A 23,737-nucleotide genomic window follows, 5' to 3' on the forward strand; every position below is an offset into this window, starting at 1 on the left:
AACTTAACGGACTCCCAATGACTCGAAAATTTTTTCGAAGGATTCCGGGTCCGGGATGAGGAAAAATTGCCCTTCAATATGATTTTGTCCTTCAAGAAACGATGTGTCAATCAAAAGAGCGTCGTCTCCCATCTGACCGAACTGCAGCAGTCCGTAGCTCAGGATCGCCCCGGCCATGTCCATCGCCAGCCCCGGTACGGTAGGATACATGGACAGCTTTGTGAAGTCCGCCAGGGATGAGAGATAGGAGCCTGCCAAAATGTTGCCGATTTCCGAGAGAGCGGATTGTTCCATATCCGTGAAGCTGTCCGCATCCTCCGACTCTATGCCCGCCAGTCGCTGCAGTAGTCCCTTCGCTGCTTCCGGCGCAAGAATGAAGAACAGATTGCCGGGAGCATCCCCCTCCACCCGGAAGAAGATGGTGACAACCAGTTGCTCGGGCCCGCCCACTTTGTCGGCGATGGCCTCAAACGGCAGCAGCTGGACTTTCGGAACCCCCATATCGATGGGCTTGTTCAGAAGCCGGGACAGCGCGGTGGCGGCATTGCCTGCCCCGATGTTCCCGACCTCCTTCAGGACGTCCATTTTGAAATCTTCCAAGTTGTTGAACACGGCTCTATTCCTCTATGCTTTCCAGCTGAACAAGCTCGCTTTTATTCAACACCTCTGACAGGTTCAGCATAATCAGCAGGCGTTCTTCGCTGATTTTGGCCACACCGCGCAGGTACTTGGCTTTGATGCCTCCGACAACTTCGGGCGGCGTTTCAATCGCATCGGAATTCAAATCAATGACGTCATTCGCAGAATCGACAATAAAGCCAACCTGCATATCATTGACCGCAACGATAATAATCCGGGTTTGATCCGTATATTCCGTCTCCTCCAGGCCGAAACGTCCGCGCAGATCAATAACAGGCATCACCACACCTCTTAAGTTGAACACGCCTTTAACGAACGTGAATGTATTCGGTACCCGGGTTATCGGAACCATACGCTCGATGGACTGGACCTTGTCCACTTCAACCCCGTACTCCTCCTCACCCAATTTAAAGACGATAACTTTAATTTCTTCTCCCATGCTCATAAACCCTCCCCAATGATATTCACGATTCAGAAATCATCCTTATTTAATGAAGACGTTAGGATCGATAATCAAAGCAACCTGCCCGTCGCCGAGAATAGTTGCACCGGAAATGCCCGGAATGGCCGGAAGATATTTGCCCATATTTTTGATGACAATTTCGCTTTGTCCCAAAAAGTCCTGCACGGAAACCGCAGCCAGCTTTTCCCCTTTGCGAATGACCACCACTTCGGTTTCCTCTTCCTCATTCTCGTTGAAATCCGGAACTTCAAAAATTTGACTCAGTGAAATCAGCGGGATGTGGGTTTCACGGAAGGCAATCAATTTATTTCCGTGCACCGTACGAATTTTATCACGCTTCACAATAGCTGTTTCGACAATGGAGGACAATGGAATCGCATATTTCTCCGAACCGATCTGCACCATCATCGCCGCGATAATCGACAGTGTCAGCGGCAGCTGAACAGAGAAGTTGGTTCCTTTGCCAGGAGTAGAGAAAATCGTTACATTTCCGCCAAGGGAAGTAATTTTCGATTTCACCACATCAAGCCCCACACCACGGCCGGATATATCCGAAATGACCTCGGCGGTGCTGAAGCCGGGTGCGAACAGAATCTGGTAGGCTTCCTCGTCCGTCAGGGCCGCCGCCTTCTCCTGAGTCAGAATGCCTTTGTTAATAGCGTTCCTCAGCACCTTCTCACGGTTGATGCCCGCTCCGTCGTCTTCGATCTCGATAAACACGTTATTGCCGCTGTGAAAGGCGCGCAGGTTCACGGTGCCCGTTTCCGGCTTGCCTGCGGCAATCCGGTCCGCCACCGACTCGATCCCATGGTCCACCGAATTGCGAAGCAGGTGAACAAGCGGATCGCCGATCTCGTCGATCACCGTACGGTCCAGCTCCGTTTCGGCACCCGTGATGATCAGATCCAGTTTTTTATCCAGCGATTTGGCCAAATCGCGCACCATTCGCGGAAAACGGTTAAATACGGTATCCACCGGAACCATGCGCAGCTTCAGCACGATATTTTGCAGATCTGCGCTGACACGGCTCATATGCTCAACCGTTTCCGTCAGGGCCGGATTCCCCGCCTCACTGGCCAGCTGCTCCAGCCGGACCCGGTCAATCAGCAGCTCGCTGAACAGATTCATCAGCACATCCAGACGTTCAATATCGACACGGATCGTCCGGTTGGGCGCAGGAGGAGCGTTTTTCACCGGGGGTTTGGCCGCCGCTTTGACGGCTGGAAACGGGCTCTTGCCGGCATCCACTTCTGGAGTATGAACTGCTTCCGTAACGGCTGCGGCCATTTCCGCAGAAGCGGCTTTGACGGCTTCTATGCTCTCGTTGCTCATCTGCTTCAGCGACTCTTCATCCAGTTCGGTAAGCTCTGCTTGCTCGACTTCGGAAATACCGAGAATTTCTTTTTTCAGTTCGTCCGCTTCTTTCTGTGTGATGAAGTACAGCGAGAAGCTACGGTCGAATCTTTCCTGTTCGATATCCTGAACCGATGGACTGGCTTTCACGATTTCCCCGGCGTTTTCCAGAGCGTTGAATACCATAAACGCCCGCGCCGCTTTGAGCTGGCTCTCTTCACTGATGGCGACTTGAACGTACAGCACGCGATGACCTTCCTTGATGGACTGCTCCAGCACGGAATACTGGAACTGGTCCAGTGCAAGTCCCGCATTGTCCAGGGCAACGTCGGAAGTCACAGCCGCTTCCTGCACGGCTGATGAGGACTGGAAATCACCATTCACAATGGATTGCAGTGCAGCAACAATAGAGGAGACGTCCGCTTTTCCTGCACCGCCTGCCGTGATATCCTGAACCATCGACTCCAGGGCATCCAGGCCTTTGAACAAGGTGTCAAATATGAATTCCTGCATCGCCAGCTTTTCGTTGCGCACCAGATCGAGCACATTCTCCATCTGATGTGTAAGCGAAGCCAGATCTTCAAAGCCCATCGTTGCAGCCATCCCCTTCAGCGTATGAGCCGAGCGGAAAATCACCTGGACGATGCCAAGATCGGTCGGATTGCTTTCAAGCTGAAGCATATTTTCGTTAAGAGATTGCAGATGATCATTCGACTCATCAATAAACATAGTTAAATACTGATTCATGTCCATTGTGAGACACCTCCTCAATGAGTTACACTCCGATTATTTCACAACTTGTATTAACCTGGGGCCGATTTCCTGCAAAGGCAGGAGATGCTTTACACATTTTAATTCCACCGCAGAGCGGGGCATACCGTATACGACGCAGGTTTCTTCATTTTCCGCAAAGGTGGATTGCACTCCTTTGTCATATAGCAGTTTCATCATCTTGGCCCCATCGCTGCCCATCCCTGTCAGCAGAACGAGATGACGTTCAAGGGAAGTGAAAGGAACAAGGGATTCAAATAAGGTGTCTACCGAAGGCCTGTGACCGTTACGCGGCTCCTCGGACGTAAGAGAGATGGTATACTTGCTGCCGTTTCCTCCGGCAACTTTCATCTGGTATCCCCCTGGAGCGATGTAGGCCGTTCCATTCTCCAGCAGCATTCCCTGCTCCGCCTCCACCACCTTAAGCCTGCTGAGAGAGTTCAGACGCTGGGCCAGGGAGCGGGTGAAGTTCGGCGGCATATGCTGCACAATCACGATCGGCGCCGGAAAATTGGCCGGAAGACTTTCCAGCAGCGTCTTGAGCGCTCTTGGTCCACCGGTTGAGCAACCGACTGCGACCAGCTTGCGCAGATCGGCGGCGCCACCGGAGCTTCTGGTCTGAGCCGACACAGCAGCAGGCTGGCGCGTCTCCGCAAGCGGGGCGGCAGGCTTCTTTGGCTGCTCCGGCATGTTCTGTGGCGCCTGTATCTGAGCCTCAGGCTTGAGTCTCTTGCCGTCGGCCGCTTTGGCAGCTTGCCGGGCAGACATGTCAGGGATGGAAGCTTTCCGGATACCCTTGCCTGAAGAGAAAGGCGCCGTTCCAGGGTGCTCTGTCATCCTTTTTTGCTGCGAATCCGGCTTCGTCCGCCGCAGAATTGGCGATGTGGCTGGCGGAACAGGCGGAACTTCAAGCGGCCTCTGCTCAACCGCCTGCTGCTCCGGCTGGTTATTTGCCTCTTCCGTGCGGGCTTTCACGGCCTGCTTGGCTGCCTTCTCCAGGGCCGCTCTTTCCTGGACAGCCTTTTTCAGCGCTTCCTCGCGGTCAGCCCGCCGTTTTACCGCCTGTATGGCGGTTCTCATCTGTTCAAGCAGGGACGCCCCAACCTGCTGAATATCCTGGGAATGGGAGACGGAAGGCTTGCGAATAAAATCAAACGCCCCGGCCTCCAGGGCCATAATCGTCTCCTTCATTCCTTCTTCATTGATTCCTGACAGCATGATCACCGGCAACGGATGCTCCTGCATAATGATTTTCAACGCCTCAAGGCCGTTCATTTCAGGCATTTCCACATCCATTGTCACCAAATCGGGCTTAAGCTCCCGGATCTTGTCCAAAGCTTCCTTTCCATTTGCTGCGGTACCGGCAATTTCAAAAGAAGAGTCCTTTACAATCAAGTCGGAGATAATTTTCCGCATAAAGGCAGAATCATCCACGACCAGTACCCGAAAAATTGCCAATTTACAACACCTCTGTTTCCCTTATCTCAGAATCATTTTGCCCTAGCGCCGAAGCCATTTCCGCATAAAACCCTTGATTCCGGCCAAGGTTCCAGTTTCCGCCGCAACAGGCATTAGAGCAAAACGGTGCGCCAAACGCAAAATATCCTTGGAGGCCGGGCAGCCCGGATATGCGAGTGAAAAAGGAACCTGCTTTTTGACAGATTGCGTTACATGCTGGTCATCATGGATATATCCCAGAAGCGGGATATTCAATCCGAGAAAGCGATGCGCCACCAGCGAAATTTTATCGGCAACCTGCAGGGCCTCATTATCGTTATCGGCACGGTTGACGATAATCTTAAATACCGTGTCCTTTTGCACCCCGTTCACGACTTTAATCAGCGCATAGGCATCTGTAATGGAGGTAGGCTCCGGTGTAGTAATGACCAGACATTCGTCAGCCGAGGTGATGAATTTCAGATTTTCTTTGGACAGGCCGGCACCTGTATCAAAAAAAACATAATCCAGCTCAGCCGCCAGTTCTTCCACCTGCTCCGCAAAGTATTCCAGATCCTGCTCCGACAGGGAAAACAGCTCGCTTATCCCCGATCCCCCCGGTATGTAGGGGAGTGAACCGGCTCCGTTCTGTACAATCTCCGCCATCGTCTTCTCCCGTCTCAGCACATGAGCGAGATTGTATTTGGAGGAGGAGCCCATGAGAACATCAATATTCGCCATGCCGATATCCGCATCAAACACCAGTACCCGTTTGCCCAGGCTTTGCAATGCGAGCGCAAAATTCAGTGCAAAATTGGACTTGCCCACACCGCCTTTGCCACTGGAAACCGTAACGATTCTGGCCTGTGAGCTTCGTTTGGGGAGACGGCTTGTTTCGTGCTGTGAAACCATTTGTCTCAGCGATTGGGCCTGGTCGCTCATACACGGTCCCCCAACAGCATTCCTGTAATCATGCTTGTGCCGGGTATCAGCAGATCGTCGGGAACGTTCTGCCCGTTGGTCATATAGGACAATGACAACAACGGGTAATGCCCCAGAACATTGAATATGGCGCCTATGCTGCCTGTTTCATCCATCTTGGTAAATATCACTTTGTCCAGTCCATACTTGTTGAAATGTTCGGTAATCTCGAGCATATCCCTGGATTTCGAGGTCAGGCTCAAGACCAGATAGGTTTCGCTCTCCTCAACCGGCGCCAGCAGGCTTTGGAGCTCGGACACGAGCAGTTCGTTTCTATAATTCCGTCCGGCTGTGTCCATCAGGATGAGATCACATTGCTCGAGCCTTTGCATCGCCCGCTGCAGATCACCCGGAGATTGGACCACCTCCAGCGGAACATTCAAAATCGTGGCATAAGTCCGCAACTGATCCACTGCCGAAATCCGGTACGTATCAGAAGTAATGAAGCCTACCTTGCGCTGGTATTTGAAAAGCTGCTCCGCAGCCAGCTTGGCGATCGTTGTCGTTTTGCCGACCCCAGTCGGGCCTGCAATGTACACGATTTTAGTGCTTGCGGAAATCCCTCCGCCTAACCGGGCGCTGAGGAACTGCTGTATTTCCTCCTCCAGAGCACTCTTAAAAGAGAATTCCTCTAATGCAGCGCCGCTTTCTCCCTGATGCTGCAGCACCCGCTCCAGCCATTCATTCGCCAGCTCCTGCTCCACCTCCTGATCCAGCAGCCGCTCGTGCAGAGCCAGAGCCCGCTCGGGCAAGGCAGGGGAGGCTTGCGTAAAACGTGAAATCCGGCTCATCATTGCTTTCATCTCGCGGAGTTCTTCAAGCAGCGCATCTTGCGCTACAGGGGCTGGCGTCCCGCTGTCTCTTCCACTGACATGCCTGTCAGCCAATCCTGCAGCCGTCACATCGGAAGGTGCAGCGTCCCGCTGGACGCTCCTGTCCGCGCTTCTCTCCGGCGCTTCAGCAGGTTTACGCGGCGGCTCCGCCACTGCCTGCCCCTGCTTGTCTGCCCCTTCATTGCCCTTGTTCAACAATTCGGCCGTTCGTTTATACGCATCGGGAGCGGCCACACGGGCAAGCTGCGGGGCAGGGGACAGCTTTGGCGCCGTTTGGAGCGCTGTGCCGGCAGAAGACGTCCGCCCGGACGGGGCGGTCTCCTTCTCCACTGCAGCAATGACCTCGATCCTCTTTTGGGAAAACAAGCCCAGAAAGCCGCCAACCTTCAGCTCTTTGGTGCTGAGAATGACAGCATCATTTCCGAGATCACTCCTGATGTGCTGCATCGCCTCGGGCATCGTTTCAACAACGTATCGTTTCACTCTCATAGGTTCACCACCCCGACACTCTGAATTTCAACGTTCGGCTCAAGCTCACTGTAGGATAAAACCGGAATATCCTGCATCGTCCGTTCGATCACCTGGCGCAGGTACATGCGAATGGTCGGCGAGGTCAGAACAATCGGCTGCTGGCCTGATTGAATCAGCCGGTTAATCTGTTCAGTCAGCTTTTGATATACGGTCTGAGTGGAAACCGGATCCAGTGCCAGGTAGCTTCCCTGCTCGGTCTGCTGCACGCTTTCCGCAATTTTCTTTTCCAGTGCCGGACCGACCGTAATGACCTTCAGCGTATCCCCCTTCTGGGAGTATTGCTGTGTAATCTGGCGTGAAAGCGCCTGTCTTACATATTCAGTGAGCACATCCGGATCTTTCGTATAGGTACCGTAATCCGCCAGTGTTTCAAAGATCGTAACCATGTCCCGGATCGATATTTTTTCACGAAGCAGCTTGGCCAGCACCTTTTGTACGTCTCCCACGCCAAGCACGGAAGGAATCAGCTCGTCCACCAATGCCGGATAATGCTCCTTCAGGTTGTCGATCAGCGCCCTGGTCTCCTGTCTGCCCAACAGTTCATGGGCATGCTTCTTGATCGTTTCCGTCAAATGGGTGGCCACTACGGACGGAGGATCCACCACCGTGTAACCCGACAGCTCAGCAATATCCTTCGTTGACTCATCAATCCATAAAGCAGGCAGCCCGAAAGCAGGCTCTGTCGTTTCGATTCCCGATACGGCATCATCATCATAACCTGGGCTCATCGCCAGGTAGTGATTCAGCAGCAGCTCACCGCTGCCCACGTTGTTGCCTTTAATTTTGATGATATACTCATTGGGCTTGAGCTGGATGTTGTCCCGAATCCGAATGACAGGGACTACCAGTCCCAGTTCCAGGGCACACTGCCGGCGGATCATAATGATCCTGTCGAGCAGGTCTCCTCCCTGCTGGGTATCGGCCAGCGGAATCAGCCCATAGCCAAACTCGAATTCGATCGGGTCCACCTGCAGGAGGTTAATAACACTCTCCGGACTGCGAACCTCTTCAATCTGCTGCTCCTCTTCCATTTGTTCGTCCTCAATCGACTTACGCGTTATATTCTGCTGCATTCTACGTGCAACAAAAAACAGCAGGAGCGCAAGCGGCAGTGTCGTCATCACATGAATCGGAGTGAAAAATCCGAGCAGCGCCACGGTAACCGCCACAATATAGATCAGTTTGGGGAATAAAAACAGCTGGCTGGACAAATCCTGGGCCAGGTTGCCTTCGGACGAAGCGCGGGTAACGATCAGGCCCGCAGCCGTCGAGATAAGCAGCGCTGGAATTTGGCTGACCAGCCCGTCGCCGATTGTAAGCACGGAGAAGGTGGATAGAGCTTCCTGAAAGCCCAGCCCCATGACAGCCATGCCGATAATAAAACCGCCGACCAGATTGATGATCAGAATGATGATGCTCGCAATGGCATCACCTTTGACAAATTTACTGGCACCGTCCATCGCTCCATAAAAATCGGCTTCCCGTTCTATTTTGCTGCGCCGTTCACGCGCCTGCTGCTCATTGATGAGACCCGCATTCAAATCCGCGTCAATGCTCATCTGCTTCCCGGGCATGGCGTCGAGGGTAAAGCGTGCGCCTACCTCGGCAACGCGTTCCGAGCCTTTGGTAATAACAATGAATTGCACGACGACCAGGATCAGAAACACGACGAATCCGACGGCAATTTGACCGCCCGCGATCCAGCTTCCGAAGGTGGCGACCACTTCCCCTGCATGCCCTGTCCCCAAAATAAGCTTGGTCGTGGACACGTTCAGCGCCAGGCGGAACAGCGTCGTAATCAGCAGCAGGGCCGGGAAAATGGAGAATTCCAGCGCTTCCTTCGTATTCATGGCCACCAGCAGTATCATAAGCGCAAGTGAAATATTAATAACAAGCAGTATGTCGAGCAGCCATGCAGGAATCGGAAGTATCATCATCAGCACGATGCCGATAACGCCTCCAAGGACAGCTATATCTTTGGTCTTCAATGGTCTCTTGCCCTCCGATCCCGCTATTTCGTCTTGCCTTTTAATTTATATACATACGCCAGCACTTCAGCGACCGCCTGGAACAAGTCGCCAGGGATCGTGTCCCCGATTTCCGTCCTTGCATAGAGCGCCCGTGCCAGCGGCTTATTTTCCATCATGACTACGCCATGCTCCCCGGCAATCTCCTTGATGCGCAGCGCCATATAATCCTGGCCTTTCGCAATGATCTGCGGGGCCTCCATCTCGGAGCCATCATACTTGAGAGCTACCGCAAAATGCGTAGGGTTGGTGACGATGACGTCTGCTTTGGGAATCTCCTGCATCATGCGCTGCATCGCCATACGCCGCTGGCGTTCGCGAATCTTCCCTTTAATCAGCGGATCGCCTTCCATTTTTTTGTACTCATCCTTGATATCCTGCTTGGACATCCGCAAGCTTTTTTCATGCTCGTATCTCTGGTACAGATAATCCAGGACAGCCAGCACAAACAGACAGACACCGATTTTAATGCCAAGCTCCATCGTCAGGCCTGCGGCATAGGACAGAATCTGGTCGCCCGTCAGCTCGGACATTTTGGACATATCGCCCCTCGTATCCCAGATGACACTGTATACAAGAAAACCGATGATGGTCATTTTCAGAATGGATTTCAGAAACTCTACTGCCGAACGCAATGAAAATATATTTTTCAAACCTTTAATCGGGTTAAGCTTGCTGAATTTGGGAGCCAAGCCTTCCCCTGTCAACAAAAAACCGACCTGCAAATAGTTTGCAACAATTGCAATCAAAAAAGCGGACACAAAAATGGGAGCCAATATCAGCAGAATCTGAGTCCCATACTGGCCAAACATCGTGATCACATTTTCAGCAGTGACGTCCATCGTCAGCCTGTTCGTAAAAATATCTGTAAACAGCCGAACCATACCGTCTTTAAAATAGGTGCCGAACATCATCAAGCTCAGCACGGAGATCAGCAGCACTGCTGATGTCGATATATCCTGACTCTTGGCCACCTGACCTTTTTGGCGGGCTTCCTGTTTCTTCTTGGGTGTAGCTTTTTCTGTCTTTTCCCCGGCGAAAAGCTGCAGATCAAGGGAGTATTTCAGCACGCAACAGGCACCTCCAAATCAGGCATTCGGGCGGCTGCCCACAACGTCCAGCAGCGTGCGCATCGCCTCAAACATCACATTAAACAACCGCTCAAAGGAAACCGCGAGGGCCGGCATTAACAAAAACAACATGATCAGGCCAACGATCAGTTTGACCGGTACCCCGATCACAAAAATGTTGAACTGCGGCGCCGTTTTGGCCAGAAATCCAAGTCCGACGTCAGTCAGAAAGGTAGCTACCACAATAGGAGCAGCCATTTGGAACGCCAGCAAAAAGGATTGGCTGAAGGTTCTGATTATAAATTCGGAAATGCTGCCGCCATATAATTTGACAAAAAAATCATTATCCAGCGGGACCCAATTATAGCTGTACATAATGGCATCCAGCAGGTAATGGTGACCATTCATGCTGAGAAAGAACAAGAGTGCGATGGTATATTTGAAATTGCCCGTAATCGGCACGGAAGCGCCTGTCATCGGATCAAAGACACTGGCGATACCGAGTCCGATCTGTATGTCTATAAATGAACCAGCCGTCTGAATCGCCATAAACATCAGATAAGCGATAAAACCCAGCAGCAGGCCAATCATGACTTCACGGATCACGAGCAGCGCGTAGCTTAAATCAGCCGGCACCTGCTCTTGGATTCCGAAGGTCAAGTACACCAATATGGACAATACCGCTGCTATACCGACTCTGAACTGCATCGGAACCCCGCGAGTAGAAAACACCGGCACAACTACAAAAAATGAGGTGATTCGACAAAATATCAGCAAAAAAACAGGAAAACTCTGCAGTATCATCTCCATTCTGTCCGACCTATCCTATGTATCTATACAAATTATTGAGGATGTTGTAGGTGAAATCGACCATGGTCTGCAGGATCCAAGGACCAAACAGCAGCAGAGCTAGCAAAACCGCCACGATTTTAGGTACGAAGGCCAACGTCTGTTCCTGTATCTGGGTTGTTGCCTGAAATATGCTGATGATCAGCCCCACAACCAGTCCCAGAACAAGCATGGGCGCGCTCACGACAAGTACCGTATAAACGGCTTGACCCGCCAGAGAAATAATAAATTCTGATGTCATGGCCGTCCTCCTTGGAGTAAATCACAATCCATAAACTGTCATGTATTGAAGCTGAGCAGCAGCGATTTCACAACCAGATACCAGCCGTCCACAAGGACAAACAGCAGTATTTTGAAGGGGAGCGAAATCATGACCGGCGGCAGCATCATCATGCCCATAGCCATCAAGGTGCTTGATACGATGATGTCAATAATGAGAAATGGAATAAATATCATAAAGCCCATTTGAAAAGCGGTCTTCAATTCACTGATCGCATAAGCCGGAACCATAACGGTCAAAGGAATTTCCTGATAATTGCTGGGCTTTTCCATTTTTGTGTATTTCATAAACAGAAGCAAATCTTTTTCTCGCGTATGTTTGAACATAAAGGTTTTAATCGGCTCCTGCGCCTTTTCCAGCGCCTCGGACTGGGAGAGTTCCCCCTTCAGATAAGGCTGGAGTGCTGTCTCGTTCATGGCTGCAAACGTGGGAGCCATGATAAACAAGGTCAGGAACAGTGCAAGTCCCACCAGTACCTGATTGGGCGGCATCTGCTGCGTGCCCAGTGAAGTTCTTACAAACCCGAGTACAATCACGATGCGGGTAAAGCTCGTCATCAGCATGAGCAGTGCAGGAGCAACGCTGATCACGGTAATAAGCAAAATAATGGACAGCGACGTTGTACCGGGCTGTCCGCTGTCTTGGCTGCCGATGTCAATGTTGATGTCCGGAATCGGCTGAGCGGCGGAGGCCGCTGTCACGGACAGAAAGCTGAACAAGACAAACAGCAAGCTGGCTAGTATAATCTTCTTTCTCATGCATCTCCCGACCGATCTGTAGTATTGTCCTCATTCCGCAGCTTTTCCAGCTTGTCCTTACGGCTCGGAATCTGTCGAAGCTTGGACTCAAACAGTTCATGAAATGTGATGTCGTCCTCCAGTTCCTCCGGCCGGTCATGGCTTTTCCTGCGCAGCTTGTCACTCAGCTTGGCGATGAACGGGGCAAGCGGACCCTGCCGCAGAGTCGATTCCTGCTCAAGAGCGGCCACAATTCGCTCCACTTCCTCAGGATCGGATACTTTATCGATCAGGCGAATTTCTTCTCCTACACCAACCAGATATATATTGCTTCCGATCTCAACCAGCTGCAGAGATTTGTTCGGAGCAAGGCCCACGCCTCCCAGCACCCGGATGGACCTGCTGCCGAACCAACTCTGATTCTTTTTGCCCAGAAAGCGAATCAGGTAGAGAATCAATACAATAATGAAGGCAAGCGCAATAAAAACCGTAGCTGCGTTCCAAGCACTGAAACCTTCAATCCCTTCGCTGCCATTCATTACCGTACCCTCCTGTCCTGTAGCCAACACAGTATTTTTAAGCGCCCAAAGTTTTGCTGATCGCTTCAATGACACGGTCAGACTGGAACGGCTTCACGATGAAATCCTTGGCGCCTGCTTGAATAGCATCGATAACCATAGCCTGCTGACCCATCGCGGAGCACATAATGACCTTGGCGTTGGCGTCAATTTTCTTGATTTCCTTCAAAGCAGCAATGCCGTCCATCTCTGGCATGGTGATGTCCATCGTAATCAGGTCCGGACGAAGCTCCTTGAATTTCTCGATAGCATGAGCGCCATCCTGAGCTTCCCCTACAACCTCATAACCATTTTTCGTCAGGATGTCACGGATCATCATTCTCATAAATGCTGCGTCGTCAACGATCAAAATTCGGTTAGCCATGTAAAATAAATCCTCCCTAAATTATGCTTATTGTATTTTTTGAATCCGGTCCCATTGGCTCACAATATCCGTAACGCGCACACCGAAGTTTTCATCGATAACGACAACTTCGCCCTTTGCGATCAGCTTATTGTTCACCAGTATATCTACCGGCTCGCCGGCAAGCTTGTCCAGCTCGATAATCGAGCCCTGCGACAGCTCCAGAATATCCCTGATCTGCTTCTGGGTTCTTCCCAGCTCTACAGTCACCTTCAGAGGGATGTCCATCAACAGACCCAGATTGGTTTCATCTACCTGAGCGTAACCGCCGGACTGCAAATTTGCGAATTGAATGGGCTGCACATTCACATTCCGCCCCGGAGCAGAACCGTAATGCTGAGGCGCTCCATACGGCATTTGCTGTGGAGGCATTCCTCCTTGCATCGGAGGCTGCATATAACCCATATCCTGCGGCGCCATCGGCGGCTGCGCATACTGCGGAGCAGCTTGTGGAGGCTGCTGCGGCTGTACTGGCGGTTGCGGAGGCTCTGGCGGCGCAGTCTGCTGCGGTGCTGATGCAGGTGCCGGTTCAGGAGCAGGCTCGTCGCCACCGCTGATCAGAATGCGAACCATCTCTTTCGCAAAAGATACAGGAAGCAGCTGCATAATAGTCGAGTCAATCAGATCCCCAATCAGCAGACGGAAGGATACCGTCACAAGCACCGCATCTGCCGGGAGACTGGATACCCCGTCTCCGCGGGCCGGATCAAGGATATCGATGCCCGGGGGTGAAATATTGACAAACCGGTTGAAAATCGTCGACATGGAGGTAGCCGAAGAACCCATCATCTGATTCATGGCTTCCTGAACCGCACTGATATGAATTTCATTCAGTTCTTCATCTGCGGGATTTCCTCCCCCTCCAAGCATCAGGTCGGCAATCACCTGTGCATCCCGCTTTTTAATGACCAGCGAGTTAATGCCTTCGAATCCGTCAACATAATTGACATGAACAGCCACATGCGGTTTCGGGAATGTCGATTCGAATTCAGAACGTGTAATCACGGACACTCTAGGTGTCGTAATATCCACTTTAATTCCGAGTAATGTTGAAAGTGCCGTAGCGGCATTGCCGAACGTGATATTGCCGATTTCCCCAAGAGCGTCCTGCTCCAGAGGAGTGAGAAGATCGTCAATCGTTTCACCAGTTGCCGGGGAAGTCTCCCCGCCCATTTCGGTCTGTTTCAGGAGCGCATCTATTTCCTCCTGAGATAAATAATCCTTACTCGTCAAATTCTTCAACTCCTTCACTGACGATTTCGTCAATCTGGACGGCAACCCGTTCCTTCAGCACGCCGGGGCTTCCTTTAAATTTCAATCTATCCCCCAATTTAATGGACAGACCATCCTTCACAGATGTATCAAGGGAAATAACATCCCCAACAGAAAGACCCAAAAATTCGGAGACGGATATGGATGACTGGCCCAATTCGACTACAATCGGCAGCTGTGCTTTGCTCATTCGCTGCTTGAGCGCATCCACTTCCTCCGGCGCTCTGGACTTCTTCTCTGAGGTAAACCACTGATGTGTGGACAGCCTCGACATGATGGGCTCCAGCACGACATGGGGAATACACAGATTGATCATGCCGCTGGTATCGCCAATCTTGGTGCTGAGCGAAATAAGAGCGATCGTCTCGTTAGGGGACACAATCTGCATGAATTGGGGATTGGTCTCCATCGCTTCGAGCTTTGGCGTTATATCAAGCACCGTTTTCCACGCTTCCTGCAAGCTTTGAAATGCTCTGCTGAAAATCCGCTCCATGATCGTCGTTTCAATCTCGGTCAGCGTACTGATTCTGGAAGGAGGAGACCCGACGCCACCCAGCAGACGATCCAGCATCGCAAATGCGACATTCGGATGCACCTCAAGGACCATGCGGCCTTCGAGAGGCTCGGCTTCAAAGATGTTCAGTATCGTCATTTTAGGAATCGAACGAATAAATTCGTCATACGGCAGCTGTTCAACCTGAACGACACTAATTTGAACAAATGTTCTAAGCTGTGCAGAAAAGTAGGTTGTTAGAAAACGTGCAAAATTTTCATGAATTCGTGTCAAGCTGCGGATATGATCTTTGGAAAAACGGACAGCCCGCTTGAAATCATAGGAACGGATTCTTTTCACCGTTTCTTCTTTCTTCAGTTCCTCCGCATCCATCTCACCCGAAGAGAGAGCAGCTAACAAGGCGTCAATTTCACCTTGCGAAAGTACATCCACCAATGTTTTTCACCCCCTTGCATGCTGAACCGGCCGCAATATTAAAGTGGAGCCAGCATAAAATTCGTAAATTTGGTGCTGGTCAGTTGGCCTTCAGGAAGTGTCTTATTAATCAAAGCCGTCAGCCTGTCCGTAAATTCCTCACGTCCTTTGGCCGTTCTGAGCTGCTCCGGTTTGGTATCTGCAAGTGTTTGAATGACAATCGGTTTAATGCTGATTTCCTTAATTTTTTCAAATGCTTCCTTGGACTTGCTGTTGTTCAACTGGAAAGCAAAATTGACAGCAACGACATAATCCGAATCCGCCAAATTAGTGCGGACCTCGGTAATTTCAGAAGTAACTTCAACAATTTCATCTGCAGAGAGCTTCGGAGCAGGACGCTCTTCGGCAGCAACTTTTGATGATCCCTGTCCTGTCAGCAGCGGTTGTAGGAATATAACAACGACTATTGCGATTAATGTAATCCCCAGCAATGACGTAAGCATCCATGGCAGCATCTTCTTCATATTTCTTCCTCCGTTTGTTGCACTTTTATCGTGGCTGCATGCATGCCGATGTCACGGTTGTATGCCTTGATCAAAGCCACAACATCAGCCGCTTTCTCGAGCACGATCAGCCTTTTTCCCGTCACCAGGGTGACATACGTATCAGGCGTTTCTTCCACGGTTTCAATCAACAATGCATTCAGCCACATCGGTGAACCGTTGAGCCGCGTTACAGGAATCATCGCTGCTTCTACCTCCTGATTGACAGGGGAGCTAAGCCCCCCTGCTTTTCACAAAAAATTAACGTTTCAGATTGACGACTTCTTCAAGGATGCTGTCACCTGTGGTAATGATACGAGAGTTCGCCTGGAAGCCGCGCTGGGTTATAATCATCTCGGTGAATTCATTGGTAAGCTCGACATTCGACATTTCCAGCTGACCGGAAACAATCGCACCGGTTCCTGCTTCAGCGTCATTGCCGCCAACGAAATCCTCAAACGCTCCACCTTCAATTGCATTATTGGTAAGCCTGTATAAGTTTCCGCCAATTTTCTCAAGACCTTCGGTGTTGGGAACGGTCGCAAGGCCTATTTGAGTATTCAACTCAATCGTTCCATCAGGCATCGTCTCAGCGATAAATCCATCCTGCTGAATGGAGAAAGATGTAGTTTCCTCCCCAATTTGGATTGGCGCTCCACCGATATCACATACATACATGCCATCCGATGTAACGAGGTTGCGGTTAGCATCGACATGGAAATCACCTGCACGGGTCAAATAAGGCACCTCCTGTTCCCCTGTCATTTTGATGAGGAAAAATCCGTCACCGTTAATTCGCATGTCTGTAGGATTGTTAGTCGTTTGCGCACTGCCGGGCAAATGGAGCGTATCGATAGAACTAACCGTTACACCCAGACCAATTTGCTTGGGATTGACACCACCGCCAGCATCGCCAGGTGCACTTGCGCCTGCAGTGGTCTGACTTAACATATCCTTAAACATAACCCGACTCGTTTTAAAACCTGTTGTATTTACGTTGGCGATGTTATTGCCGATCACGTCCAATTTTGTCTGAAAACCTTTCATGCCAGAGACACCAGAGTATAAGGATCTTAACATGTGTATTATTCCTCCTGAGTAGGTGAGGTTAATTTGCCACCGCTTCTGTCGATCAGCGGCTGAGCTTCCGGCTTCCTGTCGGGCCAGCCGGTTAAATAATGACGGCGCTATCGATTTGGGTAAACACATTATCCTTCATCGATTGCTTGTCCATGGCAGTGACAACTGTACGATTTGTGACATTCACGATCAGAGCCATGTCCTGCATCAGGATCAGCGATTCCTTGGCCCCTTTGGCGGCCGCTTTATCCACCGCGGAAGTAATCTTGGCCATTTGCTCGGCGCCCAGTTCAATGCCGCGCTGTTCGAGGCGCTTGGCTGCATGATTACTTAACGTAAGGACCTGCTCCTGCAGCATCTGTTTGAAGGATTTGTTATCATTCGCAACCGGAGTGCTGTTGTTCTTCGGGCCGGCCCCTGGCGGCACTTTGACAGGAAATAAACGTCCAACGATCATGGATTCATTCATGATGTAGCACTGCTTCCTGTTTCCGGTTCACCTGTCGGCTCCTCTGGCGCTGATTCTTCCGGTTTTTCTCCTGCAGGGTTTTTAATAGAAGTAATATCCGTCAGGGCAATTTCCTCTTTCCCCACAGTCGCATACTGTTTTCCGTCCCTTATTACAATGGAATCCACAATGCCGCTCTGTACAGTGCCTTCCGGCTTTTCTCCGGTGATGGGATCTGCCTTGCCTTCATTGATCCAGGTGATTTCCTTACCGATCATCGCAGAAGATACACTAAGTGACTCACTCATCGCCGTCAGCTGGGTGGAAATGTTCATCAGCTGCTCAACGGAAGTGAACTGTGCCATCTGTGCGATAAATTCCTTATCCTCCATCGGCTGCATCGGATCCTGATTTTGCAGTTGGGTGATCAACAGCTTCAGGAATTCATCCTTGCCGAGTGAGCTTGCGCTGCCGGTGCTATCGCTTTTTTGGCTGTTTGCAGCCCTGTTCACGTTTTGTTCAGCATAATTCGGCCATATATTCGAAGTTGATACTATGCTTTCCGAAGCCATTCGTTGTTCACCCCCATTTTTAAGCCTCTGCGGTAAACGAGCTTTGGCCAGTACTGTTCAGACGCTGTTCCTTCGTCCAGGTACGAAGCTCCTCCGCCATTTCCGCAGCGTTCAAGGCATCCTCATTTTCTTCTTTACCACGTGTACCGGGACGCCGCTCCCGCTGCTGCTGGTTCGCGCCGGATCCCTGGTCCTGCTGGTATAAATGTGAGGACAAGGATTCATTATGAGTGACTTCGACCTTATTCACCTGGATGCCCTGGTTGTGCAGGCTTGCGCGAAGATGGGACATCTGCTGTTCAAGCAGATCCTTTGCCCCGCCATGTTCTGTCATAAATTGGGCGACAAGCTGGCCGTTCGACATGCTTAGCTTGACTTCAAGGTGGCCCAAATGCTCCGGGCGCAGCATAATTGTCGCTTCAGACAAACCGTTGTGCTTGACAATGTCCAGCTTTTGTACGACAAACTCCGTCATTTCCTTGGCAAAATGCCTCATATGCACTACGGGTCTCTCCGGCACTGCCGGCGCTGTACCGTTATTTTGAATAGCCAACTGTCCGGCGGTAGTCACGCTGTTCACCGGAAATTTCTCGGCAGACGTATCAGCCGAATCCAGAACAGCTGTATGATCCGTCTGCCCGTCACGACTGGTTCCATCGCCGCTTGCTCCCGACTGCTGCCCGCTTGACTGGATCTTCTGCTGGACCAAAGATGTAGAATCGGATAGATCTGAAGCCAGTGATAACGCTGCATCAGTCTTGGACGTTTGGGCAGGATCAATAACCTTCTGCAATGACTGCAGAAGCTTCGCAACCTGTGCTTGGTCCCCATCCGCAGCATCCAGCAGCTGTGCCACGTTATCCTGCAGGACAAAACGGATGGTTGCAGGGTGCTCGGCCAGACCGGCCGCAGTGGCGGTGCCGTCATCCGTGCTTTTTATGTTTCCGTTTAGATACTGCTGCACTCCTGCCACCCATGCCTGCAGGGTGGCAAGCAACTCCGGATTACTTTCGAGCAGATCATCCAATTGATCAAGATCCTGAAGCAGCTCCGGCAGCATGTCAAGCAGTGTGTCTCCCTGTCCCTTCTCTTCAAGCCCTTCACCATTCCCGGCCAGCAACTGAACAGCAGAAGCCATGAGACCTGCCGCTGCAGCAGTATTTTGCTCTGCTCCCATGACCTGAACAAGCGCCTCGTTAAATCCCGAGTTTCCCTGAGCCGAAGAAGCTGATGATGAACCTGCCTTTGCCCCGGCCTGAACTGCAGGAGAAGCACTCGGGCTAATGCGTATCGTAGACATTAAATTGTTCACCCCCTTTCCAATCTCTCGGCAACAGATCATGAAATCATTTACTGGCAAGCAGCTTGTTCAAAATTTTGGCTGTTTGTGCCGAATTGCTCTTTGACATTTCCTCCAGTAAGCCTGACCGGGTAGAATCGTCTACAGTTCGCAAAATGTTTAACGCTTTTTCCGGACTTAATTTATATGTCTCAAGGATCAGCTTGGCGCCTTCTGCCGGTTTCATGGACGCAAATGTGCCACCCAGCGCCTGATCATCGATTGTTTTTGCAGGCGTCGGACCAGGCTGTTGATCCTTTTGCAGGCGGGCCTGAAGCGCAGCCACCTCCAGATCGCTTGAATTTACCGTATTCTTCAGATCCATCGTAATTTCAGCAGCTTTTTGCGGATCCATTTTGGCGAGGATTTTCGACTGATTCTCCGGCGCCATGTATGTAAGCATCTGCACAATCTCCGGATTGGTCAGATTTGACAAAATGGGAGCCGCCTTGCTCGGGCTCATGGTCTCATACATTGAGGACAGGTTTTTGATCTGTTTCAAATACGGATCCTTGTCTGCTCCGGAATTTGCAGCGGCAGCGACGGCGGCTGCCGATTCCTGCTCCGCTTTTGCACTCTGGAGCTGTGCCTCAAGATCCTGGACCTTCTTGTCCTGTTCGGCTTTGGCCGTGGCAGTTTGCTTCAATTTCGCCTCCTGCTGGGACAGTTCGCTTTTCAGCTTTTCAATCGTGGCCTCGGAGCTTTTATCCTGGGCTTTTTCGTTCGCAGCCTTTTGCTCTTCAGGAGTCAGATCGGGTTCGGGAACCCAATTCTTGACTACCGGAATTTTGTCGGCTGTCTTAAGCAGACCATTCTTGAAGTCTGTGTTAAACAATGTAAGCAGAACGACGACAAGCACAATGGTGAAAACGATCGGAATCAGAAAGAATAACAACCGTTCCACACCGCTGGCCGATTCCTTTTCAAGCTCCATTTCATTTTGCGGCATTTTATTCCTCCTCAAGCAGAACCTTCATCCAAAGCATCCTAGCGGGCTCTCATTGCATAGCGTACGGAAGCCATCTCATCCAGCTCGTTCTGTTCGTGGAGCAGCAGTTCTTTTTGAAATCTTGCCTTCGCCTTCTCCCTTGCCTTGAGCCAAACTTGTTCATCCAGCATTTTATCGGTCAAAATGCTCTGTTTGCTTTGCACATTCATTTGGGCTTGCCGGACTTCTTTATTTTTTCGTTCAATGCATTGCTCCAGATGTCTGATATATGCCTGTAATTGCTGGATGGAGGCAAGCGAGACACAGGCTTCCGCCGCACTTTGGATGGCGTGTGATGCCCGCTCCTTTTCAGAGATGAGCTGCTGAAGCGTTTGTTCTTCGGCTTGCAGCTGGCCTACTGCGCTGGATAGCACCCATTCGGCCTGCGACTTTTCATTCGACTTTAGATCAACGACTTTCTGAAATGAATACTGGAACTTCATTGTTGAGGTCAACTCCTTGTAAACTCGGAAATCAAGCGCTCCCGTACTTCCTGCAGCTCAACCTTTTCATCCGTTCTTTGCCGCGTAAAGTCCCATACATCCTTGATCCGTTCAATCGATTCGTCAATTTCGGCGTTCGTACCACGCTGGTAGGCGCCGATGTTGATCAAATCCTCCGAATCCCTGTACACGGCCATCAGTCTTTTTACGTTTTCAGCAGCTGCAATTTGATCTTGCGGCGCAATATCTTTCATAACACGGCTAATGCTGGCCAGCACATCGATGGCGGGAAAATGGCCCTTGTTGGCAATCGTGCGATTCAGCACAATATGGCCGTCCAAAATCCCGCGCACCGCGTCCGCGATTGGTTCATTCATGTCGTCCCCGTCCACCAGTACGGTGTAAAAGGCTGTAATGGAGCCTGCAGGTCCCGTCCCCGCTCTTTCAAGAAGCTTGGGCAGGCTTGCAAACACCGACGGTGTATACCCCCGCATCGCAGGCGGTTCCCCGACAGCCAGTCCGACTTCACGCTGTGCCATGGCATAACGTGTAACCGAGTCCATCATCAGCATCACATTCAACCCCCGGTCCCTGAAATATTCTGCGACCGTAGTGGCAATCAGCGCCGCCTTGATGCGAATAAGCGCAGGCTGGTCGGAGGTAGCTACAATGACGACCGACCTTTCCAGTCCTTCAGGACCGAGGTCCCGTTCAATGAAATCCAGCACTTCACGCCCCCGTTCGCCGACAAGTGCAATGACATTGACATCAGCAGCCGTATTGCGCGCAATCATGCCCATCAGTGTGCTCTTCCCAACCCCGGAGCCTGCGAAAATACCTACGCGCTGTCCTTTTCCGACCGTCAGCAGGCCATCAATGGCTCTTACACCGATACTGATCGGCTCCTGAACTCTCGGTCGGTTCAACGGATTTGGCGGTATGTTGAATGTCGAATATCTGGCCATCCGTGAAGGAATCAGGGACCCGTCCAAGGGCTGGCCCAAACCGTCCAAAACCTTGCCCAGCAGCTCAGAGCCAACCTGAATGTTCAATGGTTTCCCTGTGCCTACCACATCGCAGCCGGGGCCAATAGAATGCAGCTCGCCAAGCGGCATCAGCAGCACTTTATTATCTCTGAAGCCGACAACCTCGGCCTGCAGTGGCTGGGCGCTTTTCCCCGGGTATATATAGCAGACATCACCGATGCTGGCGTCAGGGCCTTCCGACTCCACCATGAGTCCTATGACCTGTGTCACTTTTCCGTTCACTCTGACAGGGTCCAGATTTCTCAGATGGTCCAGATAACGACCGGAATCAAACTGCTTCATGCCTTTGCTCCTCGTTATCTAATGCCACCCGCAGCAGCTCCTTCTTGATTTCCGCGAGCTGTGTGTCAATCCGGGCATCCACGCTTCCGAATGCGGAACGAATGACCACTCCCCTGTCTTTGACCGTTCCATCGGGAATAATTTGCAGCTCTGCCTGGGAATCCACCACCAAGGAAAGCTCCTCACGCGCAGCGTTCACAAAGGCAAAGTGAGCAGGCGCCACACATAGGGTGATTGTCCCCTGCTCCCGTTTGCGGGCCAGATTTTTGCGGATCAGTTCGATCATGTATTCAGGCTCAATGCTGAGCTGTTTGTCGATAACCTTCTCCGAGATTCCGCAGCTAAGCTCCACCAGAAAAGGTTCGGCTTCCAGGATAAGCTGCTCTTTGACCTCATAAGCATGCAGCAGCACCTCCTGTGCTTCCTCCATCATCTTATCCGATCTGGCCTGCCATTCCGCCGCGGCGAGCCGCTGCCCTTCCTCATATCCCTGCTGAAAGCCCTCGGCCTTAACCGCTTCGACCAGCTGCTCGTCCTGCTCACGTTTTCCCTGCCACCAGGCAGCGATTTGTTCCTGTGCCTCCTGAAGCAGGCGCTCCGCTTCGTCCGCTGCATCTCTGACCTGCCTTTCGGCAAATTCCTTGGCATCCGAAAGGATTTCGTCCCTCAGCTTTTCGGCTTCCCGGACGATTTGCGGCTCCAAGGGCTGCGCATAAGCTTCCTCTTCCTCCTCGGAAGCCTCCGTTGTCTGATAAGCCTGAGCAAGCTCAAGCTTCTTCATTGTTTCGACAGGGATATATTGAAATGACTTGATCACATTAGACAATGATGTCATCTCCTCCGCCGCGGGCGATTATAATTTCTCCGGCTTCTTCAAGTCTACGGATTATAGAAACGATTCGTGTCTGGGCCTCTTCCACGTCACGCAGCCGGACAGGACCCATAAATTCCATTTCTTCCTTGAAGGTTTCCGCCATCCGTTTCGACATATTGCGGAAAATGGCGTCACGCACTTCTTCGCTCGATACTTTGAGCGCAAGCTGCAGATCGGCGTTTTCCACATCCCGCACAATACGCTGAATGGAACGATTGTCCACATTGACGATATCCTCGAACACAAACATCCGCTTCTTGATCTCCTCGGCAAGCTCGGGATCTTGTATTTCCAGGGAGTCCAGAATAGTTCTTTCGGTACCGCGGTCCACCCCGTTCAGAATTTGCACGATGGACTCAATACCGCCCGCATTCGTGTAATCCTGGGTTACTGTAGAAGAAAGCTTCTGTTCGAGCACTCTCTCTACCTGGGCAATAACTTCCGGCGACGTGCTGTCCATCACCGCCACTCTTCTTGCCACATCCGCCTGTTTCTCCTGAGGAAGAGAGGACAGGATTGCAGCAGCCTGCTCAAACTTCAGGTAGGAAAGAACCAGCGCAATGGTCTGCGGGCTTTCATTCTGAATAAAGTTCAGAATCTGATTTGGATCAGCCTTTCTGGCAAAGTCGAACGGTCTGACATGCAACGTCGCTGTCAGCCTGTTGATCACCTCAACCGCTTTTTGCGAACCAAGCGCCTTTTCCAGAATGTCGCGGGCATAGTTGATACCGCCTTGTGAAATATACTCCTGGGCCAAGCAAATCTGGTGAAACTCCGCCAAAATGGAATCCTTTTCAGGAGCCCCAACCGATCTTACATTAGCGATTTCCAGGGTCAACTGTTCTATTTCATCATCTCTCAAATGTTTGAATATTTGTGCAGATACCTCCGGTCCAAGCGTAATCAGCAGGATCGCCGCTTTCTGTCTACCGGATAACCCAAGTCCGCTTGCCTTTGCCAATGCATTCACC

26 protein-coding genes are annotated in these 23,737 nt (G+C 51.3%); all 26 read right to left on the reverse strand.

Translation table 11 applies throughout. From position 1 onward, the window contains the following. Nucleotides 1–3: 3 nt before the first annotated feature. Complete coding sequence (locus ACE5LO_RS04795; protein WP_375519034.1) at nucleotides 4–585, reverse strand: chemotaxis protein CheC; 582 nt, start codon at nucleotides 583–585, stop codon at nucleotides 4–6. Between the two features lie 31 nt (nucleotides 586–616). Beyond that, nucleotides 617–1,078: a chemotaxis protein CheW gene (locus tag ACE5LO_RS04800; RefSeq protein ID WP_375518905.1), complete on the reverse strand. Its 462-nt coding sequence runs from the start codon at nucleotides 1,076–1,078 to the stop codon at nucleotides 617–619. A gap of 45 nt (nucleotides 1,079–1,123) precedes the next feature. Next, nucleotides 1,124–3,208 carry a chemotaxis protein CheA gene (locus ACE5LO_RS04805; RefSeq protein WP_375518906.1) on the reverse strand — a complete coding sequence of 695 codons (2,085 nt, stop codon included), beginning with the start codon at nucleotides 3,206–3,208 and terminating at the stop codon, nucleotides 1,124–1,126. A 33-nt stretch (nucleotides 3,209–3,241) separates the two neighbouring features. Then, nucleotides 3,242–4,684, reverse strand: coding sequence for a protein-glutamate methylesterase/protein-glutamine glutaminase (locus ACE5LO_RS04810; RefSeq protein ID WP_375518907.1), 1,443 nt, complete (start codon nucleotides 4,682–4,684; stop codon nucleotides 3,242–3,244). Nucleotides 4,685–4,726: 42 nt separating this feature from the next. Next, nucleotides 4,727–5,605: a MinD/ParA family protein gene (locus tag ACE5LO_RS04815; RefSeq protein ID WP_375518908.1), complete on the reverse strand. Its 879-nt coding sequence runs from the start codon at nucleotides 5,603–5,605 to the stop codon at nucleotides 4,727–4,729. After that, the gene (gene flhF / locus ACE5LO_RS04820) at nucleotides 5,602–6,966 is read right to left on the reverse strand and encodes a flagellar biosynthesis GTPase FlhF (protein ID WP_375518909.1); all 1,365 of its coding nucleotides are present in this window, start codon (nucleotides 6,964–6,966) and stop codon (nucleotides 5,602–5,604) included. Before flhF ends, ACE5LO_RS04815 begins: the two co-directional genes overlap by 4 nt. After that, on the reverse strand, nucleotides 6,963–8,996 hold the full coding sequence (gene flhA, locus ACE5LO_RS04825) for a flagellar biosynthesis protein FlhA (protein WP_375518910.1): 2,034 nt from the start codon (nucleotides 8,994–8,996) through the stop codon (nucleotides 6,963–6,965). Before flhA ends, flhF begins: the two co-directional genes overlap by 4 nt. A 23-nt stretch (nucleotides 8,997–9,019) precedes the next feature. Then, nucleotides 9,020–10,102, reverse strand: coding sequence for a flagellar biosynthesis protein FlhB (gene flhB / locus ACE5LO_RS04830; protein ID WP_375519035.1), 1,083 nt, complete (start codon nucleotides 10,100–10,102; stop codon nucleotides 9,020–9,022). Between the two features lie 21 nt (nucleotides 10,103–10,123). Next, a complete protein-coding gene (fliR, locus tag ACE5LO_RS04835) occupies nucleotides 10,124–10,915 on the reverse strand; it encodes a flagellar biosynthetic protein FliR (protein WP_375518911.1) in 792 nt (263 codons plus the stop codon). 10 nt (nucleotides 10,916–10,925) lie between these two features. Then, on the reverse strand, nucleotides 10,926–11,195 hold the full coding sequence (gene fliQ / locus ACE5LO_RS04840; RefSeq protein WP_375354373.1) for a flagellar biosynthesis protein FliQ: 270 nt from the start codon (nucleotides 11,193–11,195) through the stop codon (nucleotides 10,926–10,928). A 38-nt stretch (nucleotides 11,196–11,233) separates the two neighbouring features. Beyond that, a complete protein-coding gene (gene fliP / locus ACE5LO_RS04845) occupies nucleotides 11,234–11,992 on the reverse strand; it encodes a flagellar type III secretion system pore protein FliP (protein ID WP_375518912.1) in 759 nt (252 codons plus the stop codon). Next, nucleotides 11,989–12,510 carry a flagellar biosynthetic protein FliO gene (locus ACE5LO_RS04850; protein ID WP_375518913.1) on the reverse strand — a complete coding sequence of 174 codons (522 nt, stop codon included), beginning with the start codon at nucleotides 12,508–12,510 and terminating at the stop codon, nucleotides 11,989–11,991. The genes fliP and ACE5LO_RS04850 overlap by 4 nt, the downstream gene beginning before the upstream one ends. Nucleotides 12,511–12,547: 37 nt before the next feature. Beyond that, a complete protein-coding gene (locus ACE5LO_RS04855; protein ID WP_375354369.1) occupies nucleotides 12,548–12,913 on the reverse strand; it encodes a response regulator in 366 nt (121 codons plus the stop codon). 27 nt (nucleotides 12,914–12,940) lie between these two features. Continuing rightward, complete coding sequence (gene fliY / locus ACE5LO_RS04860) at nucleotides 12,941–14,185, reverse strand: flagellar motor switch phosphatase FliY (protein WP_375518914.1); 1,245 nt, start codon at nucleotides 14,183–14,185, stop codon at nucleotides 12,941–12,943. Beyond that, the gene (fliM, locus tag ACE5LO_RS04865) at nucleotides 14,175–15,173 is read right to left on the reverse strand and encodes a flagellar motor switch protein FliM (RefSeq protein WP_375518915.1); all 999 of its coding nucleotides are present in this window, start codon (nucleotides 15,171–15,173) and stop codon (nucleotides 14,175–14,177) included. The genes fliY and fliM overlap by 11 nt, the downstream gene beginning before the upstream one ends. 38 nt (nucleotides 15,174–15,211) lie before the next feature. After that, nucleotides 15,212–15,676, reverse strand: coding sequence for a flagellar basal body-associated FliL family protein (locus tag ACE5LO_RS04870; RefSeq protein WP_375518916.1), 465 nt, complete (start codon nucleotides 15,674–15,676; stop codon nucleotides 15,212–15,214). Continuing rightward, entirely contained in the window at nucleotides 15,673–15,897 is a 225-nt protein-coding gene (locus tag ACE5LO_RS04875) for a flagellar FlbD family protein (RefSeq protein ID WP_375354362.1), read from the reverse strand. Before ACE5LO_RS04875 ends, ACE5LO_RS04870 begins: the two co-directional genes overlap by 4 nt. Nucleotides 15,898–15,955: 58 nt before the next feature. Beyond that, a complete protein-coding gene (gene flgG, locus ACE5LO_RS04880; RefSeq protein WP_375518917.1) occupies nucleotides 15,956–16,774 on the reverse strand; it encodes a flagellar basal body rod protein FlgG in 819 nt (272 codons plus the stop codon). Nucleotides 16,775–16,865: 91 nt separating this feature from the next. Further along, a complete protein-coding gene (locus tag ACE5LO_RS04885; RefSeq protein WP_375518918.1) occupies nucleotides 16,866–17,243 on the reverse strand; it encodes a TIGR02530 family flagellar biosynthesis protein in 378 nt (125 codons plus the stop codon). Next, on the reverse strand, nucleotides 17,240–17,794 hold the full coding sequence (locus tag ACE5LO_RS04890; RefSeq protein WP_375518919.1) for a flagellar hook capping FlgD N-terminal domain-containing protein: 555 nt from the start codon (nucleotides 17,792–17,794) through the stop codon (nucleotides 17,240–17,242). The genes ACE5LO_RS04885 and ACE5LO_RS04890 overlap by 4 nt, the downstream gene beginning before the upstream one ends. A 19-nt stretch (nucleotides 17,795–17,813) precedes the next feature. Beyond that, a complete protein-coding gene (locus tag ACE5LO_RS04895) occupies nucleotides 17,814–19,094 on the reverse strand; it encodes a flagellar hook-length control protein FliK (protein WP_375518920.1) in 1,281 nt (426 codons plus the stop codon). 46 nt (nucleotides 19,095–19,140) lie between these two features. Further along, complete coding sequence (locus ACE5LO_RS04900) at nucleotides 19,141–20,082, reverse strand: MotE family protein (RefSeq protein WP_375518921.1); 942 nt, start codon at nucleotides 20,080–20,082, stop codon at nucleotides 19,141–19,143. Between the two features lie 38 nt (nucleotides 20,083–20,120). After that, nucleotides 20,121–20,564, reverse strand: coding sequence for a flagellar export protein FliJ (gene fliJ / locus ACE5LO_RS04905; protein WP_375518922.1), 444 nt, complete (start codon nucleotides 20,562–20,564; stop codon nucleotides 20,121–20,123). A gap of 8 nt (nucleotides 20,565–20,572) precedes the next feature. Further along, a complete protein-coding gene (fliI, locus tag ACE5LO_RS04910; protein WP_375518923.1) occupies nucleotides 20,573–21,892 on the reverse strand; it encodes a flagellar protein export ATPase FliI in 1,320 nt (439 codons plus the stop codon). Further along, nucleotides 21,879–22,718, reverse strand: a complete 840-nt coding sequence (locus ACE5LO_RS04915; protein ID WP_375518924.1) for a FliH/SctL family protein — start codon at nucleotides 22,716–22,718, stop codon at nucleotides 21,879–21,881. Before ACE5LO_RS04915 ends, fliI begins: the two co-directional genes overlap by 14 nt. Beyond that, a complete protein-coding gene (fliG, locus tag ACE5LO_RS04920) occupies nucleotides 22,711–23,736 on the reverse strand; it encodes a flagellar motor switch protein FliG (protein ID WP_375354349.1) in 1,026 nt (341 codons plus the stop codon). The genes ACE5LO_RS04915 and fliG overlap by 8 nt, the downstream gene beginning before the upstream one ends. Nucleotide 23,737 lies beyond the last annotated feature (1 nt).

This window comes from Paenibacillus medicaginis (assembly GCF_042138635.1).
Classification (GTDB): Bacteria; Bacillota; Bacilli; order Paenibacillales; family Paenibacillaceae; genus Paenibacillus; species Paenibacillus medicaginis.